At 66.4% G+C, this 19470-nt stretch carries 21 protein-coding genes and 1 pseudogene; 15 read left to right on the forward strand and 7 right to left on the reverse strand.

Annotated elements, in window-relative coordinates; translation table 11 throughout:
• Positions 1-249 (forward strand): annotated as a pseudogene (locus tag IB258_RS23050) (hypothetical protein); the annotation flags it as partial.
• A gap of 88 nt (positions 250-337) precedes the next feature.
• Here the strand turns inward: IB258_RS23050 and IB258_RS23055 are convergent.
• Positions 338-1210 carry a DMT family transporter gene (locus IB258_RS23055; protein WP_054450952.1) on the reverse strand — a complete coding sequence of 291 codons (873 nt, stop codon included), beginning with the start codon at positions 1208-1210 and terminating at the stop codon, positions 338-340.
• 298 nt (positions 1211-1508) lie between these two features.
• Here IB258_RS23055 and rplS point away from each other — a divergent pair, with 298 nt between their 5' ends.
• Entirely contained in the window at positions 1509-1889 is a 381-nt protein-coding gene (gene rplS, locus IB258_RS23060) for a 50S ribosomal protein L19 (protein WP_006218237.1), read from the forward strand.
• A 135-nt stretch (positions 1890-2024) separates the two neighbouring features.
• Complete coding sequence (locus IB258_RS23065) at positions 2025-2756, forward strand: CoA pyrophosphatase (protein ID WP_192353267.1); 732 nt, start codon at positions 2025-2027, stop codon at positions 2754-2756.
• A gap of 137 nt (positions 2757-2893) precedes the next feature.
• On the opposite strand, the gene rsgA is transcribed toward IB258_RS23065, so the two are convergent.
• Both rsgA and IB258_RS23075 read right to left on the reverse strand, forming a co-directional pair.
• Entirely contained in the window at positions 2894-3799 is a 906-nt protein-coding gene (gene rsgA / locus IB258_RS23070; protein ID WP_054450957.1) for a ribosome small subunit-dependent GTPase A, read from the reverse strand.
• Positions 3796-5046, reverse strand: coding sequence for a M48 family metallopeptidase (locus tag IB258_RS23075; RefSeq protein WP_192353268.1), 1251 nt, complete (start codon positions 5044-5046; stop codon positions 3796-3798). Before IB258_RS23075 ends, rsgA begins: the two co-directional genes overlap by 4 nt.
• A gap of 63 nt (positions 5047-5109) precedes the next feature.
• Here IB258_RS23075 and orn point away from each other — a divergent pair, with 63 nt between their 5' ends.
• Positions 5110-5655 (forward strand): oligoribonuclease, encoded by a 546-nt coding sequence (orn, locus tag IB258_RS23080; protein ID WP_042792554.1) that lies wholly within the window; start codon positions 5110-5112, stop codon positions 5653-5655.
• 13 nt (positions 5656-5668) lie between these two features.
• The gene (locus IB258_RS23085) at positions 5669-6643 is read left to right on the forward strand and encodes a sigma-54-dependent Fis family transcriptional regulator (protein ID WP_054450961.1); all 975 of its coding nucleotides are present in this window, start codon (positions 5669-5671) and stop codon (positions 6641-6643) included.
• Between the two features lie 3 nt (positions 6644-6646).
• Here the strand turns inward: IB258_RS23085 and IB258_RS23090 are convergent, their stop codons facing one another.
• The 3 genes from IB258_RS23090 to IB258_RS23100 all read right to left on the reverse strand — a co-directional run bounded on the left by IB258_RS23090 (position 6647) and on the right by IB258_RS23100 (position 9369).
• Entirely contained in the window at positions 6647-7597 is a 951-nt protein-coding gene (locus IB258_RS23090) for a tripartite tricarboxylate transporter substrate-binding protein (protein WP_225590493.1), read from the reverse strand.
• 71 nt (positions 7598-7668) lie between these two features.
• Positions 7669-7995: a DUF4387 domain-containing protein gene (locus IB258_RS23095; protein ID WP_013392433.1), complete on the reverse strand. Its 327-nt coding sequence runs from the start codon at positions 7993-7995 to the stop codon at positions 7669-7671.
• Positions 7996-8007: 12 nt separating this feature from the next.
• Positions 8008-9369: an acyclic terpene utilization AtuA family protein gene (locus IB258_RS23100; protein WP_054450963.1), complete on the reverse strand. Its 1362-nt coding sequence runs from the start codon at positions 9367-9369 to the stop codon at positions 8008-8010.
• A gap of 180 nt (positions 9370-9549) precedes the next feature.
• On the opposite strand from IB258_RS23100, the gene IB258_RS23105 reads away from it, so the two are divergent.
• Positions 9550-10176 (forward strand): NAD(P)H-hydrate epimerase, encoded by a 627-nt coding sequence (locus IB258_RS23105; protein WP_054450964.1) that lies wholly within the window; start codon positions 9550-9552, stop codon positions 10174-10176.
• Positions 10177-10204: 28 nt separating this feature from the next.
• Here IB258_RS23105 and paaX read toward each other — a convergent pair whose 3' ends face one another.
• The gene (gene paaX, locus IB258_RS23110) at positions 10205-11134 is read right to left on the reverse strand and encodes a phenylacetic acid degradation operon negative regulatory protein PaaX (RefSeq protein ID WP_119450889.1); all 930 of its coding nucleotides are present in this window, start codon (positions 11132-11134) and stop codon (positions 10205-10207) included.
• A gap of 173 nt (positions 11135-11307) precedes the next feature.
• On the opposite strand from paaX, the gene paaA reads away from it, so the two are divergent.
• The 9 genes from paaA to paaK all read left to right on the forward strand — a co-directional run bounded on the left by paaA (position 11308) and on the right by paaK (position 19464).
• Complete coding sequence (gene paaA, locus IB258_RS23115; RefSeq protein ID WP_054450966.1) at positions 11308-12297, forward strand: 1,2-phenylacetyl-CoA epoxidase subunit PaaA; 990 nt, start codon at positions 11308-11310, stop codon at positions 12295-12297.
• A gap of 83 nt (positions 12298-12380) precedes the next feature.
• On the forward strand, positions 12381-12665 hold the full coding sequence (paaB, locus tag IB258_RS23120) for a 1,2-phenylacetyl-CoA epoxidase subunit PaaB (RefSeq protein ID WP_006388300.1): 285 nt from the start codon (positions 12381-12383) through the stop codon (positions 12663-12665).
• A 15-nt stretch (positions 12666-12680) separates the two neighbouring features.
• Positions 12681-13445, forward strand: a complete 765-nt coding sequence (gene paaC / locus IB258_RS23125) for a 1,2-phenylacetyl-CoA epoxidase subunit PaaC (RefSeq protein ID WP_119450888.1) — start codon at positions 12681-12683, stop codon at positions 13443-13445.
• Positions 13442-13948: a 1,2-phenylacetyl-CoA epoxidase subunit PaaD gene (paaD, locus tag IB258_RS23130; RefSeq protein ID WP_054450968.1), complete on the forward strand. Its 507-nt coding sequence runs from the start codon at positions 13442-13444 to the stop codon at positions 13946-13948. The genes paaC and paaD overlap by 4 nt, the downstream gene beginning before the upstream one ends.
• Before the next feature lie 13 nt (positions 13949-13961).
• On the forward strand, positions 13962-15050 hold the full coding sequence (gene paaE, locus IB258_RS23135; protein ID WP_054450969.1) for a 1,2-phenylacetyl-CoA epoxidase subunit PaaE: 1089 nt from the start codon (positions 13962-13964) through the stop codon (positions 15048-15050).
• A 48-nt stretch (positions 15051-15098) separates the two neighbouring features.
• The gene (gene paaN / locus IB258_RS23140) at positions 15099-16763 is read left to right on the forward strand and encodes a phenylacetic acid degradation protein PaaN (protein ID WP_054450970.1); all 1665 of its coding nucleotides are present in this window, start codon (positions 15099-15101) and stop codon (positions 16761-16763) included.
• 14 nt (positions 16764-16777) lie between these two features.
• The gene (paaG, locus tag IB258_RS23145; RefSeq protein ID WP_119450887.1) at positions 16778-17566 is read left to right on the forward strand and encodes a 2-(1,2-epoxy-1,2-dihydrophenyl)acetyl-CoA isomerase PaaG; all 789 of its coding nucleotides are present in this window, start codon (positions 16778-16780) and stop codon (positions 17564-17566) included.
• Between the two features lie 2 nt (positions 17567-17568).
• A complete protein-coding gene (gene paaI / locus IB258_RS23150) occupies positions 17569-18039 on the forward strand; it encodes a hydroxyphenylacetyl-CoA thioesterase PaaI (protein WP_054450972.1) in 471 nt (156 codons plus the stop codon).
• Between the two features lie 111 nt (positions 18040-18150).
• Entirely contained in the window at positions 18151-19464 is a 1314-nt protein-coding gene (gene paaK / locus IB258_RS23155; RefSeq protein ID WP_054450973.1) for a phenylacetate--CoA ligase PaaK, read from the forward strand.
• The last annotated feature ends 6 nt before the right edge of the window (positions 19465-19470 follow it).

Consider the following 19470-nt stretch of genomic DNA (forward strand, 5'->3'; position numbering starts at 1 on the left):
GCGCCGGCCGAGGCTGGCGCGCCGGCAGGCCCGGCCGTCGCCGCGCCAATGCCTGCGCCCGCAGCACCGGTCGAGGCCGCGGTTGCCGCCGCGCCTGCCGCGCGCGAGCGCAGCCTGGGTAACGCCACGGTGGAACCCGTGACGGCTCAAGTGACCATGAAGGCCATGGTGATAGATGTGGTGATGGTGCTGGCCTGGGGCGCGATCATTCCTGGCCTGATGTGGCTGGGCGCGGCCGCCGGATTCTGAACCGTCGGATGCCCGGCGGTAGCCGGCAGGCAAGGCGTAACCGGTACGCGCCAGCCCCGCCAGCCGGAACTGCCCGGAGCAGGGTTCGTCAGCTTGAACCCAGCAGAACGACGCCCGCCAGGATGGCCAGGCAGCCAGCCAACCGGCCCGGTCCGACTTTTTCGCGCAGCAGGAACATGCCGGCCAGGGTGCCCAGCATCATGGACATTTCCCGGGCAGGGGCTACCAGGCTCAGCGGCGCGCCGTTGCGCAGCGCGTACAGCACCAGGATGTAGCCTAGCGGCGACAAGAGGCCCACGGCCAGCGCCAGATGCCAGTGCCCGCGCATGGCCTCCCAGGACTGGGGGCGGCGGCGCAGCATGTGGGGGGCCATCATGGTCGTGCGGGTCACGCAGGTAAACCAGTCGAACAGCACGGGGCTGATCAGCAGCACCTTCACGCCGTAGGCGTCGACGACGGTATAGGCCGCGATGAACAGGCCGATCACCACGCCCCAACGCACGCCCACCCAGGCCTGGGCCTGCTTGAAAATGGCCAGGCGGCCCTGGGTTGCGATCAGCAGCACCCCGCCCACTACGCAAAGCATGCCGATGATGCCGGTGCTGGTGGCGGGTTCGCCCAGCAGCAGAAAGGCGCCGGTGGTGGACAGCAGCGGCCCGGTGCCCCGTGCGATGGGGTAGACCACAGACAGGTCGGCCACCTGGTACCCGCGTTGCAGGCACAGGCTGTAGCCCAGATGCAACAGGCTGGAAGTCAGGATGGCGCCGACCACGGGCCAGGTCCAGGTCATGCCGTCGTGCAACAGCACCCAGATGACCCACGGCGCATACAGTACCGAGGCGCACAGGCCATAGGCGAAGACGAAGGGAGCGCCCACCATGGCCGCGCGCTTGGCGAGCAGATTCCACGTGGCGTGGGCCATTGCCGCCAGGACGACCAATATCAGGGACGAATACGACATGAAGGAACAGCGCCAGATGACGTGTTTGTTACAGAGGACGGAAGGGTACTCCAAACCGCGAGAACCGGGGCCATGTTACCTGATGCCCGGAGCGATTTTTGGTGTAGAATCATTGGTTTGCCAAATCTCATCCTCTGCTTGCGGCACATGCAACGGGAGCTGGCCTTAGCGTCAGTTGGCCGTGCAACACGCGATGGATGCGGGCTTGTGCTTATAGCGCAATCCTGCAGAAGCCGCGTGAACAACATCGAACGGCAAAAGTTTTAGTCCGCAAAGACATGATGATCTAGGAGTTCTCATGAACCTTATCGCTATCCTGGAACAGGAAGAAATTGCCCGCCTGACCGGCGGTCAAGCCAAGCCTGAATTTGCTCCTGGTGACACCGTCATCGTGAGCGTGAACGTCGTTGAAGGCACCCGCAAGCGCGTGCAGGCTTTCGAAGGCGTCGTGATCGCCAAGCGCAACCGCGGCCTGAACTCCGCGTTCACCGTGCGCAAGATTTCGTCGGGTGAAGCCGTGGAACGTACGTTCCAGCTGTACTCGCCGCAAATCGCCGGCATCGAAGTCAAGCGCCGCGGCGACGTGCGCCGCGCCAAGCTGTACTACCTGCGCAACCGCTCGGGCAAGTCGGCGCGTATCAAGGAAAAGCTGGTCAGCAAGCAAGCCTCGGCGGCTTGATCGCTTATCGGCACACGGCCCTACCAGTGTCGGACGCTCACGCCATCCAGCGTTTTCGTTCGGCACGGGTTTCCGGGTTAAAAAGGCACCTGCGAGGGTGCCTTTTTCTTTTTGCAGAGTCTTTTGCAGAGACGTATGTCTGATTCCTCGTCTTCCCCGCGGCCCCGGCGGCCGCTGGCGCGTCCCGGCTTCGATCCGGCGACGCAACCCTGGGTGGTGGCCAACGCGTCCTTGCCGGCCGTGCCCGCCAGCCTGTTGACCCCGGATTCGTTGCGGGGCACGCTCAGCCAGCCGTCCACCTGGACGCTGGAGCTGTCGCGCGACACCGACCTGCGTTATCCGGGCCGCGAAGGCGTGCCCGTGCCTGCGGCGGTGCTGATTCCGCTGGTAACGCGCGACAATGGCGTGCACATCATGCTGACGCAGCGCGCCGCCCACCTGCATGACCATGCCGGCCAGATCAGCTTTCCGGGCGGGCGCATCGAAACCAGCGACTCCACGCCGGAGGCCGCGGCCTTGCGCGAAGCGCAGGAAGAAACCGGGCTGCCCGCCAACCACGTCGAAGTGCTGGGCAGCATGCCGCCGTATCTGACGGCGACGGGGTTCTCCATCATTCCGGTGGTGTCGCTGGTGCGTCCAGGCTTTGACCTGGCGCCCGACGCCTTCGAGGTGGCGGAAGTATTCGAAGTGCCGTTGTCCTTCCTGATGGATCCCGCCAATCACCGGCTCTATGAGGCCCGCCTGGACGACGGCCGGGTGCGCCAGTACTACGGCATGCCGTACGGCAAGCATTTCATCTGGGGCGCGACAGCCGGCATGTTGCGCAACCTCTACCATCTGCTGCGCCACGGCTTCACGTCCCGTTGATCCCCGCCGCAAGCCGGCCTTGGTTTCCGGCTCTTTCGCTGCCAATGAATACGGCCCCGTACAGGGGCCGTATTCATTACGGGACGTCCAGGGGAGTGTGTGTCGGACTCCGCAGCAAGTTCCCATTGGACGACACGCTAGTAGCGCTGCTGTCCCGCCAGGTTTTCTTCCAGGATGCGCTGGTACAAGGCGTAGCGCGCCGGATCGATTGCGCCCGCCTGCAAGGCCGCGACCACGCCGCAGCCGGGTTCCTGGCGGTGGGTGCAATTGTAGAAACGGCACTCCTCGATGGGCTTGGTGAACTCCGGGAAGCCGCGGATGATGTCCTCACGGCTCAGATGCTGCAGGCCAAAGGCCTGGAAGCCCGGCGAGTCGATCAGGTCGCCGCCCGGCGCGGGCAGGTGATAGAGCCGCGTGCTGGTGGTGGTGTGCTTGCCCATGTCCAGCGCGGTGGAGTGCTCGCGGGTGGGAGCGGCCGCGTCGGGCACCAGGGCGTTGAGCAGCGTGGACTTGCCCATGCCGCTCTGACCCAGCAGCAGGCTGGTGTGTCCGGCCAGGCGCGGCGCCAGCAGCGTATGCACCTTTTCGGGTTCCAGCGCGCTGAGTTCGATCACGTCCACGCCCAGCGCGGCGATCGGCGCCAGCCGCGCGCGCGCCGCCGGCAGTTCGTCCGCCAGGTCGGTCTTGTTGAGGATGATGATGGGCGCGATATCCGCGCTCCAGGCGCCGGCCAGGGCGCGGCCGGTCAGGTCGTCCGAAAACGTGGGCTGCACGGCGACCACGATCAGCAACTGGTCGACGTTGGAGGCGAACTGCTTGGAACGCATTTCGTCCGAGCGGTACAGCAGATTGCGCCGCGGCAGGATGGCGTCGATGGCGCCTTCGTCCTTGCCCTGGGGGGTGATGCGCACGCGGTCGCCGACGGCGGCGCCTGCCTTCTTGCCGCGCGGGAAGCACTTGCGCAGCGTACCGTCGGCGAGCTCCACCGTGTAGTGGCGCCCGTGGGCGGCGATGATGCGGCCTTCGTTGGACGGCGCGGTCATGCAGCGGCCGCCGTCAGGTGGCGGATGCGCACGGCGGCGGGGGGATGGCTGTCGTAGAAGGCGGAGTGCACGGGGTCGGGAGTCAAGGTGGCGGCGTTGTCGTCGTAGAGTTTGACCAGCGCGGACACCAGGCGTTCCGGCGAGCTCTGTTCGGCCGCGTAGCGGTCCGCTTCGAACTCGTCGCGGCGCGAGTACCAGCTGGCCACGGGCGTGAGCATGAAAGTGAAGACGGGGATCACCAGGAAGAACAGCAGCAGCGCCATGGCGTCGTTGCGTCCGCCCAGTTGCGGCATGACGCCCAGTCCCACGTAGAACCAGGGCTGTTGCGAGATCCAGCCCAGGATGGCGAAGAACACCAGCGCGGCGGCGAAGCTGAAGACGATGCGCTTGACGATGTGGCGCTTGGCGAAATGGCCCAGCTCGTGCGCCAGCACGGCTTCGATCTCGTCGCCGTTCAGGCGCGCCAGCAGGGTGTCGAAGAACACGATGCGGCGCGAGCGGCCGAAGCCCGTGAAGTAGGCATTGCCGTGGGCGGAGCGGCGCGAGCCGTCCATCACGAACAGCCCGTTGAGCGCAAAGCCGCAGCGCTGGGCCAGGCGCTGGATGCGGCCGGCCAGCTCCGGGTCGGACAGCGGCGTGAATTTATTGAAGAGCGGGGCGATGAACATCGGGTAGACGATCAATAGCGCCAGGTTGAACGCGGTCCACAGCGCCCAGGCCCACACCCACCAGTAGGCGCCCGCGCTGCCCATCAGCCACAGCACCGCGGCCGCCAGCGGCAGGCCCAGCACCGCCGCGACCAGCAGGCCCTTGGCGGCGTCCGCGATGAACAGGCCGGGCGTCATGCGGTTGAAGCCGAAGCGCGCTTCCAGCTTGAACTGCCGCCACAACGTGAAGGGCAGGCCCAGCACGCCCAGCAACAGCGCCACCACGACCAGCAGCAGCATCTGGCGCAGGAAGTCGTTGCTGGTAATCTGGGCCACCATCAGGTCGATGAGCTGCAGTCCGCCCAGCAGGGTCAGGCACACCAGCAGGATGGCGTCGTAGGTGCGTTCCAGCATGCCCAGCTTGACCCGCGCCACGGTGTAGTCCGCCGCCCGCTGGTGGCTGGCCAGCCCGATACGGTGAGAGAATTCGGACGGCACCTGGTCGCGGTTGCGCGCGACATGGCGGATCTGGCGCGTAGCCAGCCACAGGCGCACGGCGATATCGGTCAGCAGGAAGGCAACGAACAGCAATGTGAACATGGGCGATGCGGCGTGCTCAAGTGTGGGTATGTGCGAAAATCGAACGTTTTATAGGCAAATTATATGGCTGTGAACGAAAACCGCCTGGTTTGGCTGGACATGGAAATGACCGGCCTGGACCCCGAGAAAGAACGCATCATCGAAGTCGCCGTGGTGGTGACGGAACCCGACCTGACCGTCGTGGCCGAGGGCCCCGTGCTGGTGGTGCACCAGCCCGACAGCCTGCTCGACGCCATGGACAGCTGGAACAAGTCCACGCACGGCAAGAGCGGCCTGATCGACAAGGTCAAGGCGTCCACGATTTCCGAGGCGCAGGCCGAGGATACGCTGCTGGCGTTTCTGGCGCAGCATGTGCCGGCGGGCAAGTCGCCGCTGTGCGGCAACACCATCAGCCAGGACCGCCGTTTCATGTTTGCTTACATGCCGCGCCTGGAGCAGTTTTTCCACTATCGCAACCTGGACGTGAGCACGCTGAAGGAACTGGCCCGCCGCTGGGCGCCGGCCGTCTACAAGGGATTCGAGAAGAAGAGCCGCCACGAAGCGCTGGCCGACATCTACGAATCGATCGACGAGCTCAAGTACTACCGCGAACACTTCCTGAAGGTATAAGCGGCCCCCGCCCATGCCTGCCGCCCCGTCCGCCTGCGAGCCGCTCATCGGGGATCACCCGTCGATGGCGGCGCTGCGCGATCTGGTCGGCCGGGTCGCCCGCAGTAAGGCCAGCATCGTCCTCATCTACGGCGAAACCGGCACCGGCAAGGGGCTGGTCGCCCGCAACCTGCATGCGCAGTCGGCGCGCGCGGCCAAGGGCTATACCGAGATCAACTGCGCCGCCATCCCGGGCAACCTGCTCGAGTCCGAATTGTTCGGCCATGAACGCGGCGCGTTCACCGGGGCGGTGGCGCGCAAGACCGGCCTGCTCGAAGCCGCCAATGGCGGCAGCGTGTTCCTGGACGAAATCCGCGAGCTGGATCCGGTCATGCAGGCCAAGATCCTGACCTTGCTGGACAGCCGGCGCTTCCGGCGCATCGGTTCCGTCCAGGAGGTTTCAGTCGATGCGCGCTTCATCGCCGCCACCAACAAGATCCTGTTGGGGGAGGTGCAGGCCGGGCGCTTTCGCGACGACCTGTATTACCGCCTGCAGGTGGTGTCGATCAACCTGCCGCCGTTGCGCGAGCGCGGCGATGACGTGATCGTGCTGGCGCAGCGCTTCCTGGAACGCTACAACGCCACCCACGGCAGCCGTTTCACCGTCATCGATCCCGAGGTGCGGCGCATTTTCAAGGCCTACGCCTGGCCGGGCAATGTGCGCGAACTGAGCAATCTGCTGGAGCGCATCTGCATCCTGGAAGACGGCGACACGGTACTGGCGCGACACCTGCCGCAGCGCATCCTGCGCGAAGCGGGCAAGCCCGCGCCGGCGGCCTCGTCTGCCGCCGCCGGCACCTACGCCGAACTGTCCGCGCAGTTCCAGCGCGGCCTGATCCGGGCGGCCTTGCAGGCCCAGGACGGCAACCTGGGGCGCGCCGCCGAGTCCCTGGGGCTCACGCGGCACGCCCTGCGCCACCAGATGCTCAAGCTGGGGCTGGAAGGCTGAGGCCTATTCCGCGCTGATGTTGTGCTTGCGCGCAATGCCTTGCCACAGGGCCAGTTCCTCGCGCACGCGCGTGCCGAATTCGGCGCTGTCCATGCGCGACGGCACGGTGCCGTCCAGGTCCAGCAATGCCTTCATTTCGGGCGAAGCCGAGATCTCGACGAGCGCGGCGTTGAGCTTGTCGATATAAGGCTGCGGCGTGCCCGCCGGCGCGAACACACCCACCCAGATCTGCACCGAATATCCCGGCAGCGCCTGCGCGGCCGGCGGCAGGTCGGGGAACGCCGCGGAGGGCGATTGCGCGGTGGTAGCCAGCAGCTTGACCTTCTTGCCCTGCACCACGGGGGCCAGCGTGCTGTAGTTGGACAGCATGACATGGATCAGTCCGCCGGCCAGGTCGGAGGCGGCGTTGGCCGCGCCCTTGTAGGGCACGTGGGTCATCTCCGTGCCGGCTGCGTCGTCCAGCATGACGGTGGCCAGATGCGCCAGCGAACCGACGCCGGCGCTGCCGTAGTTCAGGGCGCCCGGCTTGCTGCGCGCCGCTTCCAGCAACTGCTTCAACGAGGTATAGGGCGTCTGCGCCGAGGCGGCGATGACCAGCGGCCCCTGTCCTATCATCGCCACCGGCGCGAACTGCTTCAGCGGGTCGTAGGGCAGGTGAGGCTGCGTGGCGGCGGTGGTCAGGAAGGTCGACGAGGTCAGGAGCAGCACCGAGCCGTCCTTGGCCGAGCGGGCCACGTACTCGGAACCGATCGCGCCGGCCGCGCCGCCGCGGTTTTCCACGATCACCGTATTGCCGAAGCGGGCCGCAAGCTGCGGCGCGATCGCGCGGGCGATCGCGTCATTGCTGGCGCCGGCGGTGAACGGCACCACGATCTTGACCTGCTTGGGCACTTCCGTCTGGGCCGCTGCCGCGCCGGCCAGCAAGGATGCCGCCAGGAACAACGTTGTTTGCATTAGCGCTTTCATGATCGATTCTCTAGGAGAGCGGGGGTTGGAGCGGGCGCCGGGTGCGGCGCCCGCGGCGTTCAGTCCGGCATGGGGACGGCGACGTCCAGCAGCGGCGCATATTGCTGCGCGCCGAAGATGTCGCCATCGCCCGCGGACCCGCTGGGAGCCAGCCGGTAGATCGTGAACTTGATGGCCAGGCCGGGATCGTAATGCACGAAGTCCGATATGCGGCTGTCGTCGATGCGGTACAGGGCCGCCATGCTGGCGCGCGTCAGCGCGCCGGAGCGCTTGACCGCCTCGTAGGTCGCCGGCTCGCGGAAGATGATGTCGAAGGTGATCTTGTTCACGCCCGCGTTCTTGCTGCGGATGGTCTTGGCCAGGGTGCTGAGTTTCTGGGTGCTCATGGTCTTGCCGGCTCAGGCGCCAGCCTCGGTGAGGTGGGTCGGGAAGAGTTCGCCGGCGTCTTCCACCGGCAGCGTGTGGTTCAGGGTCCAGCGGTAGGCGGCGCTGGTGCGCACCACCTCGTCCAGCGGGAACGACACCGAACCGGCCGTGCCTTTCACGTCGGGCAGGCGGGCGTAGAACATCTGGCGCAGGCCCGTAAGCGTCAGTTCCTCGGCCATTTCGGCGGTCGGCGCCACGCCCTGGACCATGACGCACAGCTCATGGCCCGGCTGGTCGCGCAGCGGCTCCAGGTCGCCCATGACGCCGTCGCGCCCGTAGACCTTGTAGTGCAGCTCATAGCCCGAGTCGCCGAAGCGTTCGCGCACCTTGTCTCGCGCCCAGGCGATGACGCGGTCGACGTTGGCGATGGTGTAGGGATCGCGTATGCCGCAAAGTCCCATGTAGCGCTCGCCGACCTTGCCGGAGCCTTCCAGCTTTACGCGCACCTGGGCGGCGGGTTCGAAGCGCGAGCCGGTGATGCGGGTGGTCTTTTCGCTCAACTGCTCGTAGCGGCAATCGGCCATGTCCAGCCGGCCGCCTGCGAAGAATTCTTCGTAGGGATTGGAGCGCTCGTACATCGCGTGGCCCGCGACCGACGCGATGGTGCAGCGCTGGTCGGGATGCATGGCCGTGACGCGCACGTCCTCCGCCGAGATCTCGCCCATCACGGTTTCCTTGCCGCCATAGGGTTCGGCGCAGAACGAAGCGCACTCCAGCACCTTGCCCAGGTAATAGGCGCGGTCGGCGTCGTAGCCCCGGTGCAGGGCAGGGGCGGCGAACACGGCGGCATCCGAGCTGCGGCCGCCGATGATCACGTCCGCGCCAGCTTCCAGCAGCTTGATGTAGGGATGCACGCCGGCCACCGCCACGATGCGGTCGCTGGCATCCAGCTCGGCTTCGGTCAGGTCAGCGTAGCCGTCCAGGCCGGCCACCTGCTGGCCGGCGCGCAGCGCGCGGCGCACGCGTTCCTTGTCGACTTCGGAATAGAAGTAGCCGACCTTGAACGGCGCCAGCTTGTGCTCGGCGGCGATCTCCTTGATCAGGCGCACGTACAGGTCGACCCGGCTGTTGGAGCCGGTGTCGCCGGCCGAGCCGATGACCATGGGCACGCCCAGCTTGCGCGCGGCCAGCAGCATCTGTTCCAGGTCGTGGCGCTGCCAGGCTTGCGGGCTGGTGGAGGTATCGGAGCCCAGCGGCACGGGACCCACGTCGTCGCTGCCCGAGTCGGCGGCGATGCAGTCCGGCCCGGCGGCCACGCCGAGCTGGAAGCTCTCGGTGCGCAAGGGGGCGAATCCTAAGTGCCCGTTCGGGCAGATGATGCTCATGGAACGCATGGGTGTAGTCTCTTCAGTTGAGTCGTCCGGTCTCGCTCGTACCGGCAATGACTACAACGCAAGATGCGTGCCAACTGGCGGGAAGCGTAAATCCCGCGAATTTGCGGGCTTGTCGGCGCGATCTCTTTAAATTTGCGGGTAAATTTTCACGCAATGCGTGAATTTCACACATATAAAGCGATGCCATCTTCATACCCGGTCGCCCGGATTCGCGACGCCGAACGCCAGGCCTTGGCCGCCGGCAGAAACTTGATGCCCCTGGCGGGGGCCGCTGCGGCCCGTTACGCGGCGGCGCGGCTCGGGCCGGGGGCGAGGGTGCTGGCACTGGCGGGGCCTGGGAACAATGGCGGCGATGCGCTGGAAGCTGCGGCCGGCCTGCGCGCCATGGGACATGACGTGCGGGTGCTGTTGCCGGCGGGGGCGCAGCGCCTGCCGCCGGATGCCGCCCGCGCCTATGCCGGCTGGCTGGCCGCGGGCGGTGAAACCTGGTCGGAACTGGAACCGGGCTTCGTGCCGGAATTGGTCATAGACGGCCTGTTCGGCATCGGCTTGAATCGCCCGCTGGGCGCGGATTGGCAGGCGCTGGTGGACACGGTCAACGCCTGGAGCGTGCCGGTGCTGGCGCTGGACGTGCCCAGCGGCATAGACGCGGACAGCGGCGAGGCCCTGGGGCGGCCCATCCGGGCGCGCTGGACGCTGTCTTTCATCGGCCGGGCCAGGGGGCTGGAACGGCCAGGCCCGGGACGCGACGCCTGCGGCGTGTCGGAAGTGGACACGCTGGGCGTGACCATCGAGCCGGCGGCCTGATCCGAAAGGCAGGTCTTGGCGTCTTGGCCTAGGCGGGCTTGCCGCCGAAGCGCGAGGCGATGTCGGCCGCCAGCGGCGCGTAGCGCTCGTTGTCGCGGCCGGCCAGTGCATCCAGATGCGCTTCCGACGCGTCGAACACCTGCCAGTAGATGCGGCCGCAGATCTCGCGGGCGGCATGGCCGGGCCAGTCGTCAGGGAGCATGGGGCCCGGCAGTTGCGGATCGTGTAGCACGATCCGGCGCCAGCTGTGCAGCAGCATGACCCGCACGATGAACGCATCGGCGGGGGCGGGCGGGGTTTCCAGCAGCTTTTCCAGCGGGCCGAAATTCTTCGCGAACTGGCGGTACTGCTCGGCCAGCTCGTCCAGGTTCCAGCATTGCGAGGCCAGGCTGGCTATCGGCAGACCGCCTGCGCCGGCCAGGTCGCGCGCCGACAGTACCAGCGCGCGGTCGGGGATGCCCAGCTTTTCCAGGATGTCGTGCGCGGCGCTTGCCTCGGTGTGCGGATGCGCGAACAGCCCGGGCGCGATCATGCCGAAGCCTTCCCAGACCAGTTCCCGGCGCAACTCGGCGCGCTCGGCCAGTCCGTTGCCGGTGCGCGGCAGGGCGACCAGCGTCCATTCGCCGTTCCATTCCAGGGGCGGACCGACATAGATGCGCTGCGAGGCGTGCGCGGTGTGGCGCAGGCCCTGCTCGGAGATCAGGTAGAGGCTGCGCCGTCCGTGGCGTTCGGATTGCAGCCAGTTCTGGGCCACCAGGCGGAACACGCTGGTGCGCAGCAGCCGTTCATTGATGCCCAGCGGGGCCAGCAGCTCGATCAGATCGCCCAGCCAGATGGCGCCGCCGTGCGGCGCCAATGCGTCCCCGAGCAGGCTGACGCAGAGCGATTTCGCGCGCGGCGGATCGTTCTTGATCAGGCGTGACAGAAAGCGGTCCAGGGGCGACTGAGGGTTTGCCATTAGAGGGGGCCAGAGTGGCCGATATCGGGATCCGCAATATGATACATAAATCCAATGTGATACAGATTTGAGTTTGACAATGAATTTTTTGTATTAAATAATCCGCCTATGACATGACGGCACTGCGGAACGTTTGCTTTGCGTTTTCGCAAACCGTCTTCAAGGAGACAGACATGTACGCTCAACTCGTCGAAACCGGCGTCAAGCAGGTCAAGACCGCGGACCAGCTCGAAGGCCGGGAACAGACGTTCCAGCGCCGGATCGACGACGGCGTCCGCATCGAGGCCAAGGACTGGATGCCGGACGCCTACCGCAAGACGCTCGTGCGCCAGATTTCCCAGCACGCGCACTCGGAAATCGTGGGCATGCTGCCCGAAGGCAACTGGATCACCCGCGCGCCTTCGCTCAAGCGCAAGGCCATCCTGCTGGCCAAGGTCCAGGACGAAGCCGGCCACGGCCTCTACCTGTACAGCGCCGCGGAAACCCTGGGCGTGTCACGCGACGACCTGATCGACGACCTGCATGCCGGCCGCGCCAAGTACTCCAGCATCTTCAATTACCCCACGCTCAGCTGGGCCGACATCGGCATGATCGGCTGGCTGGTCGACGGCTCGGCCATCATCAACCAGATCCCGCTGTGCCGCTGTTCCTACGGCCCCTATGCGCGGGCCATGGTGCGCGTCTGTAAGGAAGAGTCCTTCCACCAGCGCCAGGGCTACGACCTGCTGATGCAGATGTGCCTGCACGGCACGCCCGAGCAGAAGGCCATGGTGCAGGACTCCCTGAACCGCTGGTGGTGGCCCGCGCTGATGATGTTCGGTCCCTCGGATGCCGACTCGCCCAACAGCGCCCAGTCCATGGCCTGGAAGATCAAGCTCTTCTCCAACGACGAACTGCGCCAGAAGATGGTGGACCAGACCGTGCCGCAGGCCGAATACCTGGGCCTGAAGGTGCCGGATCCCGAGCTCAAGTGGAACGCCGAGCGCGGCCACTATGACTTCGGCGAGATCGACTGGTCCGAGTTCTACGCGGTGCTTAAGGGCAACGGCCCCTGCAACCGCGAACGCCTGGCCGCGCGCGTCAAGGCGCACGAGGACGGCGCCTGGGTGCGCGATGCGCTAGTCGCCTACGCCGACAAGCAGGCCGAGCGCAAGGTAGCTTGAGCCCGCGAGCGGGCTCCACTCTTCTTCACCACCATTGCAAACCGGAGCGCGCCGCGCGCGCCCGGCATTCAAGGACATCCATCATGAGCAAAGACTGGCCCCTGTGGGAAGTGTTCATCCGCAGCCAGCACGGCCTGGCGCACAAGCACGTCGGCAGCCTGCACGCGCCCGACGCCGAAATGGCGATCAACCACGCCCGTGACGTCTACACGCGCCGCAACGAAGGCCTGAGCATCTGGGTGGTGCGCGCCTCCGATATTTCGGCCAGCAGCCCCGGCGACAAGGATCCGCTGTTCGAACCGGCCAACAGCAAGGTCTACCGGCATCCCACGTTCTTCCCGATGCCCGAAGAAATCAAGCACATGTAAGACGGCGGGGGAGACATGGACAAGACTCTGTTTGAATACCTGCTGCGCCTGGGCGATTCCTCGCTCATCCTGTCGCAGCGGCTGGGTGCCTGGACCGGCCACGGCCCGATCCTGGAAGAAGACCTGGCGCTGACCAACACCGCGCTCGACCTGCTGGGCCAGGCCCGCATGTGGCTGACGCTGGCCGGCGAAGTCGAAGGCGCCGGCCGCGATGAAGACGCGCTGGCCTATTTGCGCGATGCGCACCAGTTCCATAACGCGCTGCTGGTCGAACGCCCCAACGGCAACTACGCCGACACCATGGCGCGCCAGTTCCTGTTCGACGTCTGGCACTATTTCCTGCTGCAGCGCCTGGAAAAGTCCAGCGACGAACGCGTCGCCGGCATTGCGGCCAAGGCCATCAAGGAAGTGACCTACCACGTGCGGCGTTCGTCGGACATGGTGGTGCGCCTGGGCGACGGCACGGCGGAAAGCCATGCCAAGATGCAGGCCGCCATCGATGATGCCTGGCGTTTCACCGGTGAGTTGTTCGCCGACGACGCCGTCGACCTGGACGTCGCCGCCCGCGGCATCGGCTGTGAACTGTCGGCCCTGCGCCAGCCCTGGCTAGCCCATGTGCGCGAAGTCCTGGAAGAAGCCACCCTGACGGTGCCCGACGAAGCCGCCGCCAGCCATCTGGCATACCGTGGCGGACGCCAGGGCAAGCACACCGAGGAACTGGGCTACGTGCTCGCCGAAATGCAGTTCCTGCCGCGCGCCTACCCGGGAGCCACCTGGTGAACGCGCTGGCGCCCGTTTCCGCCGACCAGGTCTACGCCTGGCTGCAGGAGGTCCCCGACCCGGAGATCCCCGTGCTGTCCGTGGTGGATCTGGGCGTGGTGCGGGACGTGTCCTGGGACGGCGAGGCCTGTGTCGTGGTCATCACGCCCACATACTCCGGCTGTCCGGCCATGCGCGAGATCACGCAGGATATCCAGCAGACGCTGGCCCGCCACGGCGTCGCCGAGGTCCGCGTGGAAACCCGCCTGGCGCCGGCCTGGACCACCGACTGGATGAGCGAGAAGGGACGCGAGGCGCTCAAGGGCTACGGCATCGCCGCGCCCGCCGAACGCGCCGTCGACATCTCGGGCATCAGCCGGCGCGCGGCCGGCCCCGCCATCGCCTGCCCGCGCTGCGGCTCGAAAGACACGCGCCTGGTCAGCAACTTCGGGTCCACGTCGTGCAAGGCGCTGTATCGCTGCGTGTCTTGCCGCGAGCCCTTCGATTATTTCAAGACTCACTGAGAGCGGTTTCGCAATGAGCCAGAACCAATTCCATTCCTTGACGGTGGCTTCGGTGGCGCGCAACACGCGCGACGCCGTGGTCGTGACCTTCGACCTGCCCGAGACGCTGGCGCAAGAGTTCGCCTTCCTGCCGGGCCAGTACCTGACGCTGCGCACCGAGCTCAACGGCCAGGAGCAGCGCCGCTCCTATTCCATCTGTTCCGCGCCCCACGACAAGCTGCTGCGCGTGGCCATCAAGAAGGTGGACGAGGGCGTTTTCTCTAGCTGGGCCAACCATGAACTGCAGCCCGGCCAGACCCTGGAAGTCATGGCGCCGGCCGGCAACTTCACCGTCGATTTTTCCCCCGAGAACAAGCGCCACTATGTGGCGTTTGCCGTAGGCAGCGGCATCACGCCGGTGTTCTCCCTGGTCAAGACCGCGCTGTCGACCGAGCCCGACAGCAAGTTCACGCTGTTCTTCGGCAACCGCGCTTCGTCCGCGGTGCTGTTCCGCGAAGAGATCGAGGACCTGAAGAACCTCTATATGGAGCGTTTCTCGCTGGTCTACATCATGAGCCGCGAGACCCAGGACATCGAACTCTTCAACGGCCGCCTGGACGGCGACAAGGTCGACCAGCTGATGTCGGCCTGGATGAGCCCCGAGGATATCGATTACGCTTTTGTCTGTGGTCCGCAGACCATGACCGAAAGCGTGGTCGAGCGGCTGCAGGCCCGCGGCATTCCGAAGTCGAACATCAAGTTCGAACTCTTCGGCGCGCCCAAGGGGCCGCGCGCATTGCGCACCGGCCAGGACGCCCGCCAGGCGCCCGGCAAGGGCCAGTGCGAGGTGACCGTGGTGCAGGACGGCCACAGCCGTATGTTCGTGATTGAAAAGAATAAAGACAGCGTGCTGGATTCGGCGCTGGCGCAAGGTATCGAACTGCCGTATTCGTGCAAGGGCGGGGTGTGTTCCACCTGCCGCTGCAAGGTCATCGAAGGCGAGGTGGACATGGACGCCAACTTCGCCCTGGAAGACTACGAAGTGGCGCGCGGATTCATCCTGAGCTGCCAGAGCTTTCCGGTCAGCGACCGCCTGGTCATCGACTTCGACCAGGAAACCTGACCCGGCCCGCGCCAGGCAGATAAAACCATATCCATTTGGAGAGACGCAGTGTCCCAACAATTCTTCGAACGTCATCAGCCCCTGCTGGAACAAGCCATGGCCGCCGCCTCCCTGCGCGGCTACTGGAGCCCCTTTGCCGAGTCGCCCAGCCCCCGCAACTATGGCGAAACCGCCAACGACGACGGCCGCGCGGCTTTTGAAGCGCTGCAAGGCAAGCCTTTCCCGCTGAACCTGCACGACGCCGACGGTACCGTCGGCGGCGAAAAATCGCCGTTCGGCTTCGACTTGGGCATCACCTATCCGCACGTGCCCGCCGACAAGCTGATCGCCGCCTCCAAGCGCGCGCTGGAAGACTGGCGCCGCGCCGGCCCGCGTGCCTGGGTGGGCGTGTCGCTGGAAATCCTGGCGCGCCTGAACAAGCGCAGCTTCGAGATCGCCTACGCGGTCCAGCACACCACCGGCCAGGGCTTCATGATGGCCTTCCAGGCCGGCGGCCCGCACGCGCAGGACCGCGGCTTCGAAGCCGTGACCTACGCCTGGCAGGAAATGTCGCGCATCCCCGGCGTGGCCGTCTGGGAAAAGCCGCAAGGCAAGAATGACCCGATCCGCATGGAAAAGCAGTTCACCGTGGTGCCGCGAGGCGTGGCGCTGGTGATCGGCTGCTCCACCTTCCCGACCTGGAACGGCTACCCCGGCCTGTTCGCCAGCCTGGCTACCGGCAACACCGTCATCGTCAAGCCGCACCCCGGCGCGATCCTGCCCCTGGCCATCACCGTGAAGGTGGCGCGCGAAGTTCTGCAGGAAGCGGGCTTCGACCCGGACGTCGTCCTGCTGGCCGCGCACGCTGCCGGCGATGACACCGCGCAGAAGCTGGCGCTGGACCCGGCGGTCAAGATCGTCGACTTCACCGGCAGCACCGCCAACGGCGACTGGCTGGAGAACAACGCCCGCCAGGCGCTGGTCTACACCGAGAAGGCCGGCGTCAACCAGGTCATCATCGATTCCACCGACGACCTCAAGGGCGTGGCCCGCAACCTGGCGTTCTCGCTGGCCCTGTACTCGGGCCAGATGTGCACCGCGCCGCAGAACATCTACGTGCCGCGCGACGGCATCCAGACGCCGGAAGGCCGCGTCAGCTTCGACGAGGTCGCTGCTGCCCTGGGCGCCGCGGTCGAGAAGGTCGGCGCCGATGCGGCCAAGGCCGTCGAGCTGACCGGCGCGATCCAGAACGAAGGCATCGTCGAGCGCATCGAGAAGGCCCGCGCGCTGGGCCTGCCGGTGGTGGCCGACAGCAAGGCGCTGACGCACCCGCAGTTCGAGAACGCCCGCGTCCGCACGCCGCTGCTGCTGCGCACGGAAGCTGGCAACGCCGCCATCAGCCAGGAATGGTTCGGGCCGATCGCCTTCGTGGTGGCTACCGATTCCACCACCCACAGCATCCAGCTGGCGCGTGACAGCGTCATCAAGCATGGCGCGTTGTCGCTGTCGGCCTACACCACCAGCGACGCCGTCGCCGACCAGGTGCAGGACGCGGCTGAAGTCTCGGGCGTGTCGCTGTCGCTGAACCTGACGGGCGGCGTGTTCGTCAACCAGACCGCCGCTTTCAGCGACTTCCACGGCACCGGCGCCAACCCGGCCGCCAATGCCGCGCTGTCGGATTCGGCTTTCGTGTCCAACCGCTTCCGCGTGGTGCAAACCCGCCGTCATGTCTGAACGGGGGCGATGACATGAGCTACCAGGATATCCAATTCGACCTGTCCGGCGGCATCGCGCGCCTGACGCTGAACCGTCCCGACAAGCTGAACAGCTTCACCGCCAACATGCACGGCGAAGTGGCCGACGCGTTGACGCGCGTGGAGACCGAGGGCGCGCGTGTGCTGCTGCTGACGGGAGCCGGCCGCGGCTTCTGCGCCGGCCAGGACCTGAGCGAGCGCAAGCCCGCCGCCGACGGCACGCCGCCCGACCTCGGCGAAACCGTCGACAAGTTCTACGGGCCGCTGGTGCGCCGCGTCAACGCCTTGCCCATGCCCGTCGTGGTGGGCGTGAACGGCGTGGCGGCCGGCGCAGGCGCCAACCTGGCGTTTGCGGGCGACATCGTCATCGCCAAGGCTTCGGCAACGTTCATCCAGTCGTTCTGCCGCCTCGGGCTGATCCCCGACACGGGCGGCACCTTTGTGCTGCCGCGTCTGGTCGGCCGTGCCCGCGCCATGGGACTGGCCATGCTGGGCGACAAGCTCAGCGCCAAGCAGGCCGAAGAGTGGGGCCTGATCTGGCAATGCGTGGCGGACGAGGAATTCGATGCCACGCTGGAACGCCTGGCGCAGCACTTCGCCAAGGCGCCGACCAAGGGCCTGGCGTACACCAAGCGGGCCATGCAGGCCAGCCTGGGCAATGACCTGTCCACGCAGCTGGACCTTGAGCGCGACATGATGCGCGAACTCGGCCGCAGCGCAGACTACGCGGAAGGCGTGGCCGCCTTCCTCGGCAAGCGCGAACCGCAATTCAAGGGGCAATAAGAATGAACGCACACGTTCCCGCGGTCGAAGTGCCGGCCGATCCCCAGGAGCTGGCGCAGGCCGTCGGCACCGTCATGTTTGCGGGCGATGCGGCCTCGCAGGGCCTGGACATGAAAGTCGAGGAAATGGCGCCGGGCTACGCGCGGCTGACCATGCGCGTGCGCGCCGACATGCTGAACGGCCACAAGACCTGCCACGGCGGATTCATCTTCGCCCTGGCGGACAGCGCCTTCGCCTTTTCGTGCAATTCGCGCAACGTCAGCACCGTGGCCTCGGGCTGCACCATCGACTATCTGGCCCCGGGCTTCGAAGGCGATCTGCTGACCGCCGTGGCGCAGGAGCGTTCGCTGGCCGGCCGCACCGGCGTCTATGACGTCACCGTCACCAACCAGGAAGGACGCAACGTGGCGCTGTTCCGCGGCCGCTCCTACCGCATCAAGGGCCAGATCGTCGGCGTCCCCGCGGACGCTTGAGGCAGCCAGCCAACCAAAGCTATACGGCCGCGGGCCGCGCCGCGAGCGGGCAGGGCATACGCCCGCCGCGATCCGGCCCCGCGCAGAGAGAATTTCAGGAGAGAGATAACCATGTCCAACACCATGAGCAAGCCGGGGCTGGACCCCATCGAGCATGCCAGCCAGGATGAGCTGCGCGCGCTGCAGCTCGAGCGCCTGAAGTGGTCGCTCAAGCATGCCTACGACAATGTGCCGCACTACAAGAAGGCTTTCGATGAAGCCGGCGTGCATCCCGACGATCTGAAGCAGCTGTCCGATATCTCGAAGTTCCCCTTCACCACGAAGAAGGAACTGCGCGAGAACTATCCTTTCGGCATGTTCGCCGTGCCGCGCGAGCGCATCTCGCGCATCCACGCCTCCAGCGGCACCACCGGCAAGCCGACGGTCGTGGGCTACACCAAGGGCGACCTGGACAACTGGGCCAACCTGGTGGCGCGCTCGATCCGCGCGGCGGGCGGCAAGCCCGGCGACACGGTGCACGTGGCCTACGGCTACGGCCTGTTCACGGGCGGCCTGGGCGCGCATTACGGCGCGGAACGCCTGGGCTGCACGGTCATCCCGATGTCGGGCGGACAGACCGAAAAGCAGGTGCAGTTGATCAACGATTTCCGTCCGGACATCATCATGGTCACGCCCTCCTACTTCTGCAATATTCTGGAGGAACAGCGCCGCCAGGGGATTGATCCGCGTCAAAGTTCGCTGCGCATCGGCATCTTCGGCGCCGAACCCTGGACCGGGCAGATGCGCGCCGACATCGAGGCCGAAGCCGGCATCGACGCCGTGGACATCTACGGCCTGTCCGAAGTGATGGGGCCTGGCGTTGCCAGCGAATGCGTCGAGACCAAGGACGGTCCGGTGGTCTGGGAAGACCATTTCTACGCGGAAATCATCAATCCCGACACGGGCGAGCCCGTGGCCGACGGCGAGCCGGGCGAACTGGTGTTCACCTCGCTGACCAAGGAAGCGATGCCCATCATCCGCTACCGCACCCGCGACCTGACGCGCCTGCTGCCGCCCACCGCGCGCAGCATGCGGCGCATCGGCAAGATCACTGGCCGCAGCGACGATATGCTGATCGTGCGCGGCGTGAACATGTTCCCGACCCAGGTCGAGGAACTGGTCCTGAAGATCGCCCAGCTGGCGCCGCATTACCAGTTGGTGCTGTCGCGCACCGGCAATATGGACGAGCTGGAAATCCTGACCGAACTGCGCGCCGAATTTTCCACCCTGTCGGATGCCGAGCGCGCGAACCTGGGCAAGCAGCTCCAGCATGCCGTGAAGACGCACATCGGCGTGAGCGCGCGCATCCAGGTGTCGGATTCCGGGCACGTGGAACGCACGCTGACCGGCAAGGCTCGCCGCGTGATCGACAAGCGGCCGAAATAAGGTCCA

This window comes from Achromobacter sp. ACM02, assembly GCF_014851605.1.
GTDB classification, from domain to species: domain Bacteria; phylum Pseudomonadota; class Gammaproteobacteria; order Burkholderiales; family Burkholderiaceae_B; genus Achromobacter; species Achromobacter aegrifaciens.

Coding starts and splice junctions, on each gene's coding strand:
- orn (WP_042792554.1), top strand. CDS start 5,110: ATGGCTGTGAACGAAAACCGCCTGGTTTGGCTGGACATGGAAATGACC.
- IB258_RS23085 (WP_054450961.1), top strand. CDS start 5,669: ATGCCTGCCGCCCCGTCCGCCTGCGAGCCGCTCATCGGGGATCACCCG.
- IB258_RS23100 (WP_054450963.1), bottom strand. CDS start 9,369: ATGCGTTCCATGAGCATCATCTGCCCGAACGGGCACTTAGGATTCGCC.
- paaI (WP_054450972.1), top strand. CDS start 17,569: ATGAACGCACACGTTCCCGCGGTCGAAGTGCCGGCCGATCCCCAGGAG.
- rplS (WP_006218237.1), top strand. CDS start 1,509: ATGAACCTTATCGCTATCCTGGAACAGGAAGAAATTGCCCGCCTGACC.
- rsgA (WP_054450957.1), bottom strand. CDS start 3,799: ATGACCGCGCCGTCCAACGAAGGCCGCATCATCGCCGCCCACGGGCGC.
- paaG (WP_119450887.1), top strand. CDS start 16,778: ATGAGCTACCAGGATATCCAATTCGACCTGTCCGGCGGCATCGCGCGC.
- paaA (WP_054450966.1), top strand. CDS start 11,308: ATGTACGCTCAACTCGTCGAAACCGGCGTCAAGCAGGTCAAGACCGCG.
- paaE (WP_054450969.1), top strand. CDS start 13,962: ATGAGCCAGAACCAATTCCATTCCTTGACGGTGGCTTCGGTGGCGCGC.
- IB258_RS23065 (WP_192353267.1), top strand. CDS start 2,025: ATGTCTGATTCCTCGTCTTCCCCGCGGCCCCGGCGGCCGCTGGCGCGT.
- IB258_RS23055 (WP_054450952.1), bottom strand. CDS start 1,210: ATGTCGTATTCGTCCCTGATATTGGTCGTCCTGGCGGCAATGGCCCAC.
- paaX (WP_119450889.1), bottom strand. CDS start 11,134: ATGGCAAACCCTCAGTCGCCCCTGGACCGCTTTCTGTCACGCCTGATC.
- IB258_RS23075 (WP_192353268.1), bottom strand. CDS start 5,046: ATGTTCACATTGCTGTTCGTTGCCTTCCTGCTGACCGATATCGCCGTG.
- IB258_RS23090 (WP_225590493.1), bottom strand. CDS start 7,597: ATGCAAACAACGTTGTTCCTGGCGGCATCCTTGCTGGCCGGCGCGGCA.
- IB258_RS23105 (WP_054450964.1), top strand. CDS start 9,550: ATGCCATCTTCATACCCGGTCGCCCGGATTCGCGACGCCGAACGCCAG.
- paaC (WP_119450888.1), top strand. CDS start 12,681: ATGGACAAGACTCTGTTTGAATACCTGCTGCGCCTGGGCGATTCCTCG.
- IB258_RS23095 (WP_013392433.1), bottom strand. CDS start 7,995: ATGAGCACCCAGAAACTCAGCACCCTGGCCAAGACCATCCGCAGCAAG.
- paaB (WP_006388300.1), top strand. CDS start 12,381: ATGAGCAAAGACTGGCCCCTGTGGGAAGTGTTCATCCGCAGCCAGCAC.
- paaK (WP_054450973.1), top strand. CDS start 18,151: ATGTCCAACACCATGAGCAAGCCGGGGCTGGACCCCATCGAGCATGCC.